The sequence below is a fragment of the Streptomyces sp. NRRL S-37 genome (assembly GCF_000721605.1).
GTDB lineage: Bacteria > Actinomycetota > Actinomycetes > Streptomycetales > Streptomycetaceae > Streptomyces.
In genome coordinates this window covers 49,498-64,387 of record NZ_JOIZ01000001.1, presented here as the reverse complement: position 1 = coordinate 64,387, position 14,890 = coordinate 49,498, and the positions used below count along the sequence as shown (strand labels likewise).

At 74.1% G+C, this 14,890-nt stretch carries 13 protein-coding genes; 4 read left to right on the top strand and 9 right to left on the bottom strand.

Going from position 1 to position 14,890, the window contains the following annotated elements; genetic code table 11:
* Positions 1–119 precede the first annotated feature (119 nt).
* Positions 120–2,174 (top strand): phosphocholine-specific phospholipase C, encoded by a 2,055-nt coding sequence (locus IH50_RS0100295; protein ID WP_030855928.1) that lies wholly within the window; start codon positions 120–122, stop codon positions 2,172–2,174.
* 7 nt (positions 2,175–2,181) lie between these two features.
* Here the strand turns inward: IH50_RS0100295 and IH50_RS0100290 are convergent, their stop codons facing one another.
* Both IH50_RS0100290 and IH50_RS0100285 read right to left on the bottom strand, forming a co-directional pair.
* Positions 2,182–3,225 (bottom strand): hypothetical protein, encoded by a 1,044-nt coding sequence (locus IH50_RS0100290; protein ID WP_078913787.1) that lies wholly within the window; start codon positions 3,223–3,225, stop codon positions 2,182–2,184.
* Positions 3,222–4,019 (bottom strand): phosphatase PAP2 family protein, encoded by a 798-nt coding sequence (locus tag IH50_RS0100285; RefSeq protein WP_030855922.1) that lies wholly within the window; start codon positions 4,017–4,019, stop codon positions 3,222–3,224. The genes IH50_RS0100290 and IH50_RS0100285 overlap by 4 nt, the downstream gene beginning before the upstream one ends.
* A gap of 159 nt (positions 4,020–4,178) precedes the next feature.
* Between IH50_RS0100285 and IH50_RS0100280 the strand changes: the two genes are divergently transcribed.
* Positions 4,179–4,793, top strand: coding sequence for a TetR/AcrR family transcriptional regulator (locus IH50_RS0100280; protein ID WP_030855919.1), 615 nt, complete (start codon positions 4,179–4,181; stop codon positions 4,791–4,793).
* Positions 4,794–4,936: 143 nt separating this feature from the next.
* Here the strand turns inward: IH50_RS0100280 and IH50_RS0100275 are convergent, their stop codons facing one another.
* Positions 4,937–5,932: a DUF2510 domain-containing protein gene (locus tag IH50_RS0100275; protein ID WP_030855916.1), complete on the bottom strand. Its 996-nt coding sequence runs from the start codon at positions 5,930–5,932 to the stop codon at positions 4,937–4,939.
* A gap of 263 nt (positions 5,933–6,195) precedes the next feature.
* Between IH50_RS0100275 and IH50_RS0100270 the strand changes: the two genes are divergently transcribed.
* Positions 6,196–8,916 (top strand): ATP-binding protein, encoded by a 2,721-nt coding sequence (locus tag IH50_RS0100270; protein WP_051767111.1) that lies wholly within the window; start codon positions 6,196–6,198, stop codon positions 8,914–8,916.
* A 134-nt stretch (positions 8,917–9,050) separates the two neighbouring features.
* On the opposite strand, the gene pcaD is transcribed toward IH50_RS0100270, so the two are convergent.
* The 6 genes from pcaD to IH50_RS0100240 are packed head-to-tail and all read right to left on the bottom strand — an operon-like array spanning position 9,051 to position 14,278.
* Positions 9,051–10,166, bottom strand: a complete 1,116-nt coding sequence (gene pcaD / locus IH50_RS0100265) for a 3-oxoadipate enol-lactonase (protein ID WP_030855910.1) — start codon at positions 10,164–10,166, stop codon at positions 9,051–9,053.
* Entirely contained in the window at positions 10,163–11,494 is a 1,332-nt protein-coding gene (pcaB, locus tag IH50_RS0100260; RefSeq protein ID WP_030855907.1) for a 3-carboxy-cis,cis-muconate cycloisomerase, read from the bottom strand. The genes pcaD and pcaB overlap by 4 nt, the downstream gene beginning before the upstream one ends.
* Positions 11,491–12,096 (bottom strand): protocatechuate 3,4-dioxygenase subunit alpha, encoded by a 606-nt coding sequence (pcaG, locus tag IH50_RS0100255; RefSeq protein WP_030855905.1) that lies wholly within the window; start codon positions 12,094–12,096, stop codon positions 11,491–11,493. Before pcaG ends, pcaB begins: the two co-directional genes overlap by 4 nt.
* A gap of 6 nt (positions 12,097–12,102) precedes the next feature.
* On the bottom strand, positions 12,103–12,882 hold the full coding sequence (gene pcaH / locus IH50_RS0100250) for a protocatechuate 3,4-dioxygenase subunit beta (protein WP_030855901.1): 780 nt from the start codon (positions 12,880–12,882) through the stop codon (positions 12,103–12,105).
* On the bottom strand, positions 12,879–13,523 hold the full coding sequence (locus IH50_RS0100245) for a CoA transferase subunit B (RefSeq protein ID WP_030855898.1): 645 nt from the start codon (positions 13,521–13,523) through the stop codon (positions 12,879–12,881). The genes pcaH and IH50_RS0100245 overlap by 4 nt, the downstream gene beginning before the upstream one ends.
* Positions 13,523–14,278: a CoA transferase subunit A gene (locus IH50_RS0100240; RefSeq protein WP_030855896.1), complete on the bottom strand. Its 756-nt coding sequence runs from the start codon at positions 14,276–14,278 to the stop codon at positions 13,523–13,525. The genes IH50_RS0100245 and IH50_RS0100240 overlap by 1 nt, the downstream gene beginning before the upstream one ends.
* A gap of 142 nt (positions 14,279–14,420) precedes the next feature.
* Between IH50_RS0100240 and IH50_RS0100235 the strand changes: the two genes are divergently transcribed.
* Positions 14,421–14,885 (top strand): MarR family winged helix-turn-helix transcriptional regulator, encoded by a 465-nt coding sequence (locus IH50_RS0100235; protein WP_030855894.1) that lies wholly within the window; start codon positions 14,421–14,423, stop codon positions 14,883–14,885.
* The last annotated feature ends 5 nt before the right edge of the window (positions 14,886–14,890 follow it).

Below are 14,890 nucleotides of genomic sequence, written 5' to 3'. Positions count from 1 at the left end.
ACGTACCGACGACCTTCACGTCCGCGCCACGGCGCCCTTCCCCCACGTTCGCTGCTCCTGGAACACTCCTTTCGCGCGCACCCCCTCAGCATCCCGCACCGCACGAGAGGCCCTCGTCCATGCCCGAAGTCAACCGGCGTCGCTTCCTCCAACTCGCGGGCGCCACCACGGCGTTCAGCGCGCTGTCCGCGAGCATCGAGCGGGCCGCCGCGATCCCGGCCCACCACCGCTCGGGGTCGATCGAGGACGTCGAGCACATCGTCGTCCTGATGCAGGAGAACCGCTCCTTCGACCACTACTTCGGCAGGCTGCGCGGCGTCCGCGGCTTCGGCGACCCGCATCCGGTGACCCTGGACGACGGCAGGTCGGTGTGGCACCAGACCAAGGCCGACGGCACGGAGGTCCTGCCCTTCCACCCGGAGGCCGACGACCTCGGCATGCAGTTCCTGGAAGGGCTGCCGCACAGCTGGCCCGACGGCCAGGAGGCCTACCACAACGGCAAGTACGACCGCTGGCTGCCCGCCAAGGGCACCACCACCATGGCGTACCTGACCCGCGAGGACATCCCCTTCCACTACGCGCTCGCCGACACCTTCACCGTCTGCGACGCCTACCACTGCTCCTTCATCGGCTCCACCGACCCCAACCGCTACTACCTGTGGTCGGGCCACACCGGCAACGACGGCGAGGGCGGCGGCCCGGTCCTCGGCAACGACGAACTCGGCTACGACTGGACGACGTACCCCGAGCGCCTGGAGGAGGCCGGGATCTCCTGGAAGATCTACCAGGACATCGGCGACGGTCTGGACGCGGCCGGCCACTGGGGCTGGATCCCCGACGCCTACCGCGGCAACTACGGCGACAACTCCCTGCTGTACTTCAACAAGTACCGCAACGCCGAGCCGGGCGACCCCCTGTACGACAAGGCCCGCACCGGCACCGACGTCAAGAACGGCGACGGTTACTTCGACCGGCTGCGCGCCGACGTCAAGGCCGGCCGGCTGCCGCAGATCTCCTGGATCGCCGCCCCCGAGGCCTTCTCCGAGCACTCCAACTGGCCATCCAACTACGGCGCCTGGTACATCTCCCAGGTCCTGGACGCGCTCACCTCCAACCCGGCCGTCTGGGCGAAGACCGCCCTGTTCATCACGTACGACGAGAACGACGGCTTCTTCGACCACGTGGTGCCGCCGCTGCCGCCGAAGTCGGCCGCGCAGGGCCGGTCCACCGTCGACGTCTCCCTGGACGTCTTCGAGGGCAGTGCGACCCACCGCGAGGGCTTCTACGGGCTCGGCCCGCGCGTGCCGATGCTGGTCGTCTCACCGTGGAGCAAGGGCGGGTACGTCTGCTCGGAGACGTTCGACCACACCTCGGTCATCCGGTTCATGGAGCGCCGCTTCGGCGTGCGCGAACCGGGCATCTCGCCGTGGCGGCGCGCGATCTGCGGCGATCTGACCAGTGCCTTCGACTTCTCCCGCAAGGACAGCCGGCCGGCCCGCCTGCCGGACACCGACGCCTACGAGCCGCAGGACCGCGACCGGCACCCCGACTACCGGCCCACGCCCCCGGCCGACGCCGGCATGCCCCGCCAGGAGCGCGGGCTGCGCCCGGCCCGCCCGCTGAAGTACGCCCCGGCGGTGGACGGTTCCGCCGACCCGGCGACCGGGAGGTTCACGCTCACCTTCGCCTCCGGCGCCCGGGCGGGTGCCGCCTTCCTGGTCACGTCCGGCAACCGCGCCGACGGCCCCTGGACCTACACGACCGAGGCCGGCAAGGAGATCTCGGACACCTGGAACTCCGCGTACTCCGAGGGCTCGTACGACCTGACCGTCCACGGCCCGAACGGGTTCCTCCGCGTCTTCCGCGGCCCGAACGGGACCGCCGGCTGCGAGGTCACCGCCCGCCACACCGGCGACGACGTCCGGCTGACGTTCGTCAACGAGGGCTCCGGCACGGCCCGGCTGCGGCTGGCCGACGGATACGGGGGCCGCCCCGCGACCGTCACCGTCCGCCCCGGCGCCACCGTGCACCGCACCGTCGACCTGCGCGGGAGCCACCGCTGGTACGACCTGACGGTCACCTCCGCGGCCGAGCCGGCGTTCCTGCGCCGCTTCGCGGGGCACGTCGAGAACGGCCGGCCGGGCGTCAGCGACCCGGCGATCGCCACGGACTGACCGCTGCTCAGGGCTGGGCGGGGGTGTCACGCAGCCCGGCGTTCGCGGGGTGCCTCCCCCACTCTCGACTGCGCTCGAGCGGGGGGACCCCCATCGCCCTGGGGGTACCTCCCAGGCCCTTTCGGGCTCTGGGGGAGGCACGACTGCCCGCGGTGACGACCTCCTCTGCGGAGCCCCGTTGCCATACTGCGGGAGGGCTCACGTGAGTCGGGGCCACGGGTGCTCCCGTCGGGCGGGGCGCCGCCCGGCTCAGCAGCAGGACACCCCAGGAGGCGAGCCCCGCGCCGGTCAGGGCGAGCAGAATGCCCGCCGGGCCGTCGCGGAGGCGTTCGCCCAGGAGGGAGAGGCCGATCACCGCGGCCGCCACCGGGTTCGCCAGGGTGACCACCGCGAGCGGGGCGCCCAGGCCGCCCCGGTAGGCGGTCTGCGACAGCAGCAGCCCTCCGGCCGCGAAGGCGGCCACCAGCAGCGCCACCACGGCCACCTGGACGCCGGGCAGCGGGCCGGACCGGTCCGTCACCGCGACCGTCACGGTCTGGGTGAGCGCCGAGGCCACCCCGGAGGCGATGCCCGACGCGGACGCGTGCCGCAGACCGGGCCGGGACCCCGGCCAGGCCAGCAGGCCGATCAGGGCAGCCGTACCGCCCGCGACGGCCAGCGCCTCGGGGACGCCCAGCACGTCGTCGGGAGCCGGCCCGGACGCCGTCACCAGCACCGCCGCCAGACCGGCGAGGGTGAGCGCCGTACCCCGCCACTCGACCGCGCTCACCGGCCGCCCCGCGAGCCGCGCCCCCAGGGGCACCGCCGCGACCAGGGTGAGGGCGCCCAGCGGCTGGACCACGGTGAGCGGGCCGTACCTGAGCGCCGCCACATGGAGCAGCGCGGCCGAGGCGTTCAGCGCGACCGCCCGCCACCAGGCGCCGTCGGCCAGCAGCCGCAGCGTGCCGGTGCCGGAGGACCGGGAGGCCAGCCGTTCCTGGGCCACCGCGGCGGCGGCGTAGGCGACGGCGGAGACGAGGGACAGCAGGACGGCCACGACGACGGCGCTCACCGTCCCGCCCCCGCGAGCGCCCGGCCCCGCGCCGGCACAGGACGGGCCGGTGTCCGTCCCGCCCCCGTCGCCGTGTGCCGCGGCAGGCGCAGCACCGCGAGCGCGAGGCCCAGCAGCGCCGCCGCCGCGAGCGCGTCCAGCCAGAAGTGGTTCGCCGTCCCCACGATCACCAGCAGCGTCACCAGCGGGTGCAGCAGCCACAGCCACCGCCACCGCGCGCGCGTGGCGACGACCAGGCCGACCGCCACCATCAGCGCCCATCCGAAGTGCAGCGAGGGCATCGCCGCGAACTGGTTCGAGAGCCGGTCGGCCTCCGGCGGGCCGTACACCGACGGCCCGTACACCCGGGCGGTGTCCACCAGGCCCGTGGCGGCGAGCATCCTCGGCGGGGCGAGCGGGAACGTCAGGTGCAGCACCAGCGCGGCGGCGGTGACCGCCGCCAGGATCCGGCGGGCCCAGACGTAGTGGGCCGGGCGGCGCAGGTAGAGCCAGACCAGGAAGGTCGCGGTGGCCGGGAAGTGGACGACCGCGTAGTAGGTGTTCGCGAGGTGCGCGAGCCCGTCGCCGTGCAGCAGCAAGGACTGCACCGCGCCCTCGCCGGGCAGGTGGAGCGCGCGCTCCAGGTCCCACACCCCGCGGCCGTTGCGGTACGCCTCGCCGGTGTGGCCGGCCGTCAGTCGCCGGCCGAGCTTGTAGACGAGGAAGAGCCCCGCCACCAGCAGGAGTTCACGGACGAGCGGCGGACGCGCCGGCGTGTCGGACCCCGCGGGTCCAGGCTCCTTGCGGCCATTCATCCCCCGGCCCTTTCTGTCGTGGTGCAGACGGTGCGCGCGGGTACCGACTCTCATCGATACGGGTTCGTACCGATACGCCAGTGTACCGATACGGTCGCGTACCGGTACACTGGCGTATTGATGACGGAGGCCTCACTCGAAGGAGCAAGGAGCCGAGCGATGACGTCGCAGGACGCGGACCGACCCGGGCCGGCCGGAACCTCGCGCCGCTCCAAGATCACCCCGGAGCGCGAGCGGGAGTTCTTCGACGCCGTGCTGGACCAGATCCGTGAGTGCGGCTACGACGCCGTGAGCATGGAGGGCGTCGCCGCCAGCACGCGGTGCAGCAAGTCCACGCTGTACCGGCAGTGGCGGACCAAACCGCAGTTCGTCGCCGCCGCCCTGCGCTCCAGCCGGCAGACGCGGTTCGCCGGCATCGACACCGGCACCCTCGCCGGGGACCTGCGCGAGGCGGCGCGGTGCGCGGGGGAGTGGTCGCCGAAGGACACCACGCTGCTCCAGGCGCTCGGGCACGCGGTTCTCCAGGACCGGGAACTGGCGCAGGCGCTGCGCGAGGCACTGGTCGACCCGGAGATCAGCGCGCTGGAGGAGATCCTGCGGCGCGGCGTCGAGCGCGGGGAGGTCGACGCCGGGAACCCGGCGCTGGAGTACGTCCCGGCGCAGCTCTTCGGTGTGCTGCGGGTCCGGCCCACACTGGAGGGCCGCAACGCGGACGCGGACTATCTGCTCCGGTTCGTCGAGGCCGCCGTCCTGCCGGCCCTCGGCCTGCACTGAGACGCAGGCCGCCGTCGACGGGATGACCGTACGGCGGCCTGACCGCGCCGCACCGTGGGGACGGGGGCGGCGCCCACCCCGGCCGGGTGGGACACCCTCATGAGCGGAGGGGTGCCCCACCCGGCCGTCAGGGACGGCAGGTGTCAGACGTCCTGCCCGCTGCCGCCGCCCGACGACACCTCGATGCCCTCGGTGATCTCGTCGAGGACGGACTGCTTCTGGTCGGTGTCCACCCCGAAGCGGACCACGACGATCTGCTGCGGCCGCACGGGGGACGGGAAGGCCAGCGACTGGACGAACCCGTCGGAGCCCTCGCTCGTGACCGCCTTCCAGCGCACCAGATAGCCCTTCTGCCCGGCCACGGTCACGGCCTTGGACGCGAGGACGTCGTGCGAGGTGATCTTCCCGTAGGCCTCACCGCCGTAGCTCTCCTCGGCGTTGGCGGAGATGTCCGCCTTGGCGACCTCCTCGGCGGTGGCGCCCTTGGTGCCGAACGCCAGGGCCGGCGCCGAGTACACCCCGCCCTTGGTGCAGGTCTTGGAGGTGTCGCCGGGACAGTCGTACGAGCTCTCCGACGTCACCGAGGCGCCCACCTCCGACTCCTCGCCGTACCAGCCGTCCGGGATGGGCAGACTGATCCCGCTCAGCGCGTCGGTCACCGACCCGCTCTCGATCCGCGGCGCCTCGGACCCGTCCGGCGACGGCTCCTCCCCGCCCGGACCACCGGAGTCCCCGTCCGACCCGCCGGATCCCCCGTCCCGCCCGTCCGGGTCACTGAACGGCCCGCCGTCCCGTCCGTCCGGCCCCTGCGAGGCCGTGGTGCCGCCGCCCCCGCCGTCGTCCGTCAGCACGTACACCCCCACACCGATGCTCGCCAGGACGGCGACGGCCGCCGCCACGGCTATCCCGTTCCGCACCCGCCGGCTCCGCCCGGGCGGAGCCGGAGCGGGATACACCGGGTAGGCCGGATACGCCGGCCCGCCCGCGCCGCCCGGCGCCGGGGGACCCCAGGCGGCGGCCGGCCCCACCGGACGGACCTGCTCCGTCCAGGCCCTGCCGTCCCACCAGCGCTCGGTGGCCGGCCCCTCATTCGTCTGCCCGGGGTCGGGGTACCACCCGGGAGGAGTCACCTGCGTCATGCCCCTACCGTATGAGGCCTCGGTGAAAGCCGGATGAGAGGGCCCCGTCACACCTCCGCCGCGCGCGCCCCGGAGATTGTCATCTCCCCACCCCTTGACAGGAGTTGACCATCAGGACGCCTGATGAGGGGCGGAACGCGTCGCCCCGGCGGGGCCGTGTCACCCGTCACGGCAACACGTGGCCCGAGCGGGCACCGCCGCGGCGGCGGGGGGACTACGCTCAAGCTCTGTACGTCATTCGGGCGACTCGGGGAGGTAGCGGGATGACGGAGGTACGGCCCCCGGCCGCCACCTCGGCCGGCCTGTGGGAGCGCGACGAGGAAGTCGCCGCCATCACACGGGCCGTCGACACCCTGTGCGCGGACCGCTCCTCACCGGGCGGCCTGCTGGTGCTCCGGGGCGAGGCCGGACTCGGCAAGACCGCGCTGCTCGCCGAGACCCGCCGCATCGCCGAACGGCGCGGCTGCACCGTGTGGTCGGCCCGCGGCGGCGAGACCCTGCGCACCGTCCCCTTCAACGTCGTGCGCCAGCTCCTCCAGCCCGCACTGGTGTCGATGCTGCCGGAGGAGGCCCGCGAGTACCTCGGCGACTGGTACGACATCGCCGGCCCCGCCCTCGGCATAGCCGACCCCGGCGAGGGGCACGCCGACCCGCAGGGCGTGTGCGAGGGACTGGTCGCCGCCGTGCGCCGGCTGGCCCGCCGGGACTGGCCGCTGGTCCTGCTGATCGACGACGCGCACTGGGCCGACCAGGAGACCCTGCGCTGGCTCGCCGCCTTCGCCGAACGCCTGGCGGACCTGTCCGTCCTCGTCGTGGTCGCCCGCCGGTCCGGCGAGATCTCCGGAGCCGGCGCCCGGTACCTGGACGCCGTCGCCGACGCGGCCGGCCACCCCGTCACCACCCTCAGCCTCCTCACCCCGGAGGCCGCGGCCGGACTCACCCGCGCCACCCTGGGCGAGAACGCCGACGCGGCGTTCTGCCGCGAGGTGTGGGCCGTCACCGGCGGCAACCCCTACGAGACCGTCGAGCTCCTCGCCAAGGTGCGGGACAACGAGCTGGAACCGGTCGAGGCGCACGCCGGCGAACTGCGCGAGCTCAACCGCTCCGCGCGCGGCGGCGGCCTCGTCGCCCGGCTGGAGGAACTCGGCATAGACGCCACCCGGTTCGCCTGGGCCGCCGCCATCCTCGGCAACGACATCACCGTCGACCTGGTGGCCCGGCTCGCCACCCTGGACGTCGACGACGCCGCCCGCTGCGCCGAACTCCTGCGCAGCGCCCGCATCCTCACCGCCCCCGACCCGTCCGCCACGGGCCGCACCGCCCCCGCCGGCCTCGAGTTCGTCCACCCCCTGATCGCCACCGCCGTCTACAACTCCATCCCCGACGCGCTGCGCCGCGCCATGCACGGCATCGCCGCCCGGATCGTCACCGACTCCGGACGCGGTGCCGCCGCGGCCGCCCGGCACCTCCTCGAAGTGCACCCGGACGACGACGCGGAACTCGTCTGGCAACTGCGCGAGGCCGCCCGCGAACACCTCGCCGTCGGCGCCCCGGACGCCGCCCGCCGCTGCCTGGAACGCGCCCTGGAGGAACCGCCCCGCCCCGAGATCCACGCACACGTCCTCTACGAACTGGGCTGCGCCACCTTCCTCACCGCACCCGCCCGCACCATCGGCCACCTGCGGGCCGCCCTCGGCATGCCCGGCCTCGACGGCGACCGGCGGGTGGACGCCGTGGTCCGCCTCTCCCAGGCGCTGCTCCACAACGACCAGCTGGAGGAGGCCGTCCGCACGGTCGAGGCGGAGGCCGCCCGGCTCGAACCCGGACCCGCGCAACTGCGGCTGCGAACCGTACAGTTCATGTGGGAGGGCATCCACGCCGGTGAGGCCGTCACCCCCGGCCGCTCCGAGCGGCTGGCCGAACTCGCCGCCACCTGCACCGGCCGGGACAACTCCGAACGCGCGCTGCTCATCGTGCGCGGCTTCGACGCCATGATGCGCGGCGAGAACGCCGAGGAGATCGTCGAGATCTGCGACCGCGCCCTCGTCAACGGCCGCCTCGCCCCCGGCCTCGGCTGGACCGACTCCGAGTGGGGCGTCGAGCTGCTGCTGATGCTGGCCGACGCCTACGCCTACACCGACCGCCTCGACCGCGCCGAGAGCCTCTACCACGAGGCCCTGCACGCCTACGACACGGCCGGCTGGAGCGGCGGCCACCTGGCCCTGGCCCACGCCTACGTGGGACTCGGGCACCGCAGACGGGGCCGGCTGCCGGAGGCCGAGGCGTCCCTGCGCGAGTCCCTGCGCCTGGCCGAACACGTCGGCCGCGGACTGCCCCTGTACTGGACGGCCACCTGCAATCTCGTCGACACCCTGCTCGCCCGCGGTCACGTCGACGAGGCCTGGGCGGTGGCCGAACAGCACGACTTCGCGCCGCCCTACCCGTCCACCATCGTGCTGCCCGACCCGCGCTCCGTGCGCGGCCGGCTGCTGCTCGCCGTCGGCCGCGTCCAGGAGGGCGTCAACGAACTGGAGGAGGCCCAGAAGGCGGCGGCCGCGCGCGGCCACCACAATCCGGTGCACGTCTTCTGGGCCGCCGACCTCGCCCGCGCCCTCGCCGGCGAGGATCCCGCCCGGGCCGCCCGGCTCGCCCTCGACGTACGCCGACAGGCCGAACGCTTCGGCACGGACACCGCCATAGGGGAGGCCCTGCGCGTCGCCGCCGCCCTGGAGACCGGCCAGCGCGCGGTCCGCCTCGCCGCCCAGGCGGTCACCTACCTGGAGTCCTCCCCCTGCCAGTACGAACACGCCGCGGCCCGCGTCGAGTACGGCATCCTCGCCCGTTCCGTCCCCGACCTCGAACGGGGCCTCGCCCTGGCCCGCTCCTGCGGCGCGGACGGCCTGGCGGAGCGGGCCGCACAGGAGCTCGGGACGGGAGCGGGACCGCGCCAGGGGGTGCCGTCCGGGTCGGGCCGGCTCCGGTGAGCGGTGCCTCGCGGCTGCGCCGGGCGAGGTCTGGCGGCAGGGGTACCTCCCAGACCCTTCAGGCAGTGGGGGAGCGGTGCCAGGGCCGCGCCCCCGGCAGGATCCGAACGGCATCCCTTGGAGGACGCCCCCGGTCACTCCTCCTCCGCCAGTACCCGCCGGGCCGTCGCGAACGCCGAGTTCGCCGCCGGGACCCCGCAGTACACGGCCGTCTGGAGCAGCACCGCCCCGATCTCCTCGGGGGTGAGCCCGTTGCGGCGCGCCGCGCGGACGTGCAGGGCGAGCTCGTCATGGTGGCCGTGCGCGACCAGCGCCGTGAGCGTGATCATGCTGCGTTCGCGGCGGGTGAGGGTCGGATCGGTCCAGATCTCGCCCCAGGCGTAGCGCGAGATGAAGTCCTGGAAGCGTGCCGTGAACGGTGTCTGCCCGGCCTGCGCCCGGTCCACGTGCGCATCGCCCAGCACCTCCCGGCGCACCTCCATGCCGCGCCGGGCGGGCCCGTCGAAGTGGGTGCGCAACGCGGTCAGCACCGCCTCCGGGCGCTGGGCCGGCGCCAGGTGCGAGGCACCGGGGAGCTCCACGAGCGTGGCGTCCGGCACCGCGTCCGCGATCTCCCGCAGATGCCCGGGCGGCGTCGCCGGGTCCTCCCGGCCGGCCACCAGCAGCGTCGGCACGGACACCTCCGCCAGCCGGTCCCGCAGATCGAACGCGGCCAGCGCGTCACAGCAGGCGGCGTACGCCTCCGGGTCGGCCTCCCGGTGGTCCCGGACCAGTGCCGGCACGGTGAACCCGGACGTGAACCAGCGGGCGTCCGCGCCCTCCGCGAGCCCGGCGAGTCCCTCGCTCCGCACCCGCGCCGCCCGCTCCTCCCAGGGCCCGGCGCCGTTGAAGTGCGCCGAGGAGCAGATCACGGCCAGCGACGACAGCCGGTCCGGACGGTGCACGGCCAGGTGCAGCCCCACCGCGCCGCCCAGTGAGACGCCCGCGTACGCGAACCGTTCGATGCCGAGCGCGTCGGCGAGCGCGAGCACCAGACCGGCGAGATCACCGACGGTCGCTCCGGGGCCGATCAGCCCCGCCGCCGAACCGCCGTGCCCCGGCAGGTCCCAGCGGACCACCCGGTGCGCGGCCGACAGTTCGGGCGCCACCTTGTCCCACAGGGCGTACGACGTGCCGAGCGAGGGGCCGAGCAGCAGTGGGGGAGCGGAGGCGGGGCCTTCGGTACGGTAATTGAGCAGCTCGCTTGTCAACGTCGCTCCAGGGCACGGTCGGTGAGGGTTCCGGCGGAGCCGGTGTAACGGACGGGGTCGGTCGCTCCGGTGAGGTCGACCTCCTGCAATTCGGTTTCCGCGGTGAGCAGTTCGCCGAGGTCGCGGCCCTCCTCGTACGCCCGCCGGGCCAGTTCCGTCAGCAGCTCCTTCGCGCGGGCGCGGCCGAGGAGCGGCGCCAGCTCGGCGGAGAGCCGCTCGGAGACGATCAGCCCGTGGGTGAGGCCGAGGTGTGCGCGCATGGTGTCCGGGCGCACCCGCAGGCCTTCGGCCAGTTCGGCCGCGTCGCGGGCGGCACCGCCCACCAGGCGGAGCAGGTCCCGGAGCGGTTCCCACTCGGCGTGCCACGCCCCGGCCGGCCGTTCGTCCTCGGCGACCAGGGAGCCGTACAGCGTGGCCGCGAGCTGCGGCGCCCGCCGGGCCGCCGCCGCGATCAGCGTCGAGCGGACCGGATTGGCCTTGTGCGGCATGGCGGACGAGCCGCCGCCGCTGCCCTCGGCGACCTCGGCGATCTCCGTGCGCGAGAGGGTGAGGACGTCCGCCGCGAGCTTGCCCAGGGCGCCGGCCGCGAAGGCGAGGCAGCCGGCGAGATCGGCGACCGGTGTGCGCAGCGTGTGCCAGGGCAACGGCGGTTCCACGAGGCCCAGTTCGCGGGCGTACGTACCCGGCAGCGCGGTCGGGTCCCCGGCACCGTACGCGGAGAACGCCGCCAGCGTCCCGGCCGCGCCGCCGAGCTGGGCGGGCAGCGAGCCGCGTACCGCCGTCACCCGGTCCCGCGCGTCCAGCACCAGCGACCGCCACCCGGCCGCCTTCAGCCCGAACGTCGTCGGTACGGCGTGCTGGGTGAGGGTGCGGCCCGGCATCGGGGTGTCGCGGTGCCCGGCGGCCAGTCGGGCCAGGGCCCGTCCGCAGCGGTCGAGGTCGGCGAGGACCGGGCCCAGGGCGCGGTGGGCCACCAGCATCATCGCCGTGTCCATGATGTCCTGGCTGGTCGCCCCCCGGTGCACGTACGGGCCGTACTCCCCGCCCACCGCCCGGGTCAGCTCCGCGACCAGCGGGATCACCGGATTCCCGCCGCCGCGCGCCCGCCCGGCGAGGGACGCGACGTCGAACCGGCCGGGCCCGGCCGCCTCCGTCACCGCCGTCGCCGCCCGGGCGGGGGCGAGCCCCAGGGCGGCCTGGGCGCGGGTCAGCGCGGCCTCCGCGTCGAGCAGCGCCCGCAGGAACGCCGCGTCCGCCGTCTCGGCGGCGGCCGGGGAACCGGCCCAGCCGGGGGCGAGCAGACCGGTGTCGGAATCGGCTGATGTCACTGGAACTCCAGGAAGACCGTCTCGCCCTCGCCCTGAAGGCGGATGTCGAAACGGTACGCGCCGGCGCCCTCCTCGTCCGCGACCAGCGTGTCGCGGCGTCCGGCGCCGAGCCGGGACAGCAGCGGGTCCGCCGCCAGCGCCGCCTCGTCGCCCGGCAGGTAGATCCGGGTGAACAGGTGCACCAGCAGACCCCGCGCGAACACGCACACACTGAGGTACGGCGCGTTCCGCCCGCGTGCTCCGGGCCGCAGCGTACGGGCGTACCAGTGGCCGTTCGCGTCGGTCCGGATCCGGCCGAAGCCGGTGAACTCCACGCCGTTGCGGCCGAGGAAGCCGCCGCTCGCCGGGTCCCGCCGCATCGAGCCGTCCGCCGTCGGCAGGTTCCCCTCGGGGTCCGGCCCCCATAGCTCCAGCAGCGCGTCCGGCAGCGGCCGGCCCTCGCCGTCGTACACGTACCCGTGCACGGTGACGGTGTCGGGGTGGCCGAGCGGCGCGATGTCCTCGCCGCCGGGGAAGGGCAGCGCGTGGCCGTAGAAGGGGCCCACCGTGTGCGACGGGGTGGGCAGCACGGTCTCCGGACGGGTGGTGTCGATCTTCGTCATGGCGGGTCAGCGCCCCTCTTCCATCCAGGTGGCCCGCGGTCCGTCGAGCACGATGTCCCAGTGGTAGCCCATCGAGAACTCCGGCACCGACAGGCCGTGGTCGTACGTCGCGACCAGCCGCTGCCGTGCGGCGTCGTCGGTCACCGACTGGATGATCGGGTCGTACGGGAAGAGCGGATCGCCGGGGAAGTACATCTGCGTCACCAGCCGCTGGGTGAACGCCGAGCCGAAGACGGAGAAATGGATGTGGGCGGGCCGCCAGGCGTTGAGATGCTGGCGCCACGGGTAGGGGCCCGGCTGAATGGTGGTGAAGTGGTAGCGGCCCTCGTCGTCGCTGAGGGTACGGCCCACGCCGGTGAAGTTCGGGTCCAGCGGGGCGTCGTGCTGCTCGCGCTGATGGGCGTACCGGCCGGCCGAGTTGGCCTGCCAGATCTCCACGAGCTGGCCGCGCACCGGCCGCCCGTCGCGGTCCAGCAGCCGGCCGGAGACGGTGATGCGCTCGCCGACGGGCTCGCCGGTGTGCTGCCGGGTGAGGTCGTTGTCGGTCTCGGTGATGTCCCGCTCCCCGAACGCGGGGGAGGACAGCTCCACCAGTTCGGGGTCCTGGGTGACGTCGATGGCGACGAGGGGCTGCTTCGGGTGGCGCAGCACCGAGGAGCGGTACGGCGCGTAGTCGCGGCGCGGGTGGTGCTCGACGGGGGCCCCGTCGGCGATCCGCTTCCCGTACGCGGCGTGCTCGGCCGCGATCTCGGCGTCGATGTCGGCTTGAGTGAGTACGTCGGTCACGACAGGCCCTCCCCGAGGGTGAGTCCGGCTCCGGTCTTGGCGGTGATCTCCCGGGCGGACACTCCGGGAGCGGTTTCGACGAGGACGAGTCCGCCGTCGGTGACGTCGAGGACGCCGAGGTCGGTGATGATCCGGTCCACGCACTCCTTGCCGGTCAGCGGCAGTGAGCACTCCGTCACGATCTTCGGCGAGCCGTCCTTCGCGGTGTGGGTCGTCACCACGATCACCGTGCGGGCGCCGTGCACCAGGTCCATCGCGCCGCCGATACCGGTGATGAGTTTGCCGGGTATCGCCCAGTTGGCCAGGTCACCGCGTCCGGACACCTGCATGGCGCCGAGGACGGCGACGTCGATGTGCCCGCCGCGGATCATCGAGAACGACAGCGCCGAGTCGAAGAAGGAGGCGCCCGGAAGGACCGTGACGGTCTCCTTCCCGGCGTTGATCAGATCGGGATCGACGGCGTCCTCGGCGGGGTACGGGCCGGTGCCCAGGATGCCGTTCTCGCTCTCCAGCACCACCTCGACACCCGGCGGGAGGTGGTTGGGGATGAGGGTGGGCAGGCCGATGCCGAGGTTGACGTACTGGCCGTCGCGCAGTTCCCGGGCCGCCCGCGCGGCCATCTCCTCCCGTGTCCAGGCCATCAGCCGCTCACCGTCCGCCGCTCGATCCTCTTGTCCGCCGCCTGCTCGGGCGTGAGGGCGACCACCCGCTGCACGAAGACGCCCGGCAGGTGCACCGCGTCCGGGTCGAGGCCGCCGGGCTCGACCAGCTCCTCCACCTCCGCGACCGTCACCCGGCCCGCCATCGCGGCCAGGGGGTTGAAGTTGCGGGCGGACTTGTTGAACACGAGGTTGCCGTGCCGGTCACCCTTCGCCGCCCGCACCAGCGCGAAGTCGGTGCGGATGCCGCGCTCCAGCACGTACCGGGCGCCGTCGAACTCCCGGACCTCCTTGGGCGGCGAGGCGAGGGCCACCCCGCCGGAGCCGTCGTAGCGCCACGGCAGCCCGCCCTCGGCGACCTGCGTGCCCACCCCGGCCGGGGTGTAGAACGCCGGGATGCCGGCGCCCCCGGCGCGCAGCCTCTCGGCGAGCGTGCCCTGGGGGATCAGCTCCACCTCCAGCTCACCGGCCAGGTACTGCCGGGCGAACTCCTTGTTCGCGCCGATGTAGGAACCGGTCACCCGGGCGATCCGGCCCGCCGCCAGCAGCACCGCGAGCCCGGACTCCATCGCCCCGCAGTTGTTCGAGACGACCGACAGCCCGTCGACGCCCCGCTCGTACAGCGCCTGGATCAGTACGTTCGGCACACCGCTGAGGCCGAAGCCGCCCACCGCCAGTGACGCGCCGTCCGGCACGTCAGCCACCGCCTCCGCAGCCGAGGCGACCACCTTGTCCATCCGAGAAACCCCGTCCCTTCCGGGTGACCCGCGACCATTTAGTCAGCGCACTGAGTATTTACACGCGATGGCTTCCCTGTCCAGTACTCTTCTGCTGCCCACTGAAAATCAGTGCACCGATGAAACGACCGGGGGAGCACACATGGCCGCCGTGGACCTCACCACCCATCCCGGGCACCTCGCCCGGCGGCTCCAGCAGGCGCACCACCTGCTGTGGAACACGATGGTCTCCGAGGAGATCACCTCGCCGCAGTTCGCGGTCCTCAACGCGCTCGTCGCCGAGCCGGGCCTGGACCAGCGCACCGTGGGGGAGCGGGTCGGCCTCGACCGGTCCACCATCGCCGAGGTGATCGGCCGGCTCATCCGGCGCGGGCTGCTGGACAAGGTCCGCGATCCGCAGGACGGCCGCCGCTTCCTGCTGCGCCTCACCGACGACGGCGTGCGCACCCACCGCAGGCTGACGGTGCGCACCGCGCGGATGAACCAGGTCTTCCTGGCCCCGCTCGACGCCGGCGAGCAGGCGCTCTTCATCGGCCTGATCCGGCGGGTGGCCGACGCGGCCGAGGGACTGCGCGACCCGGCCCCCGCCCCGGCCGCACCGCGCTGAGGCTC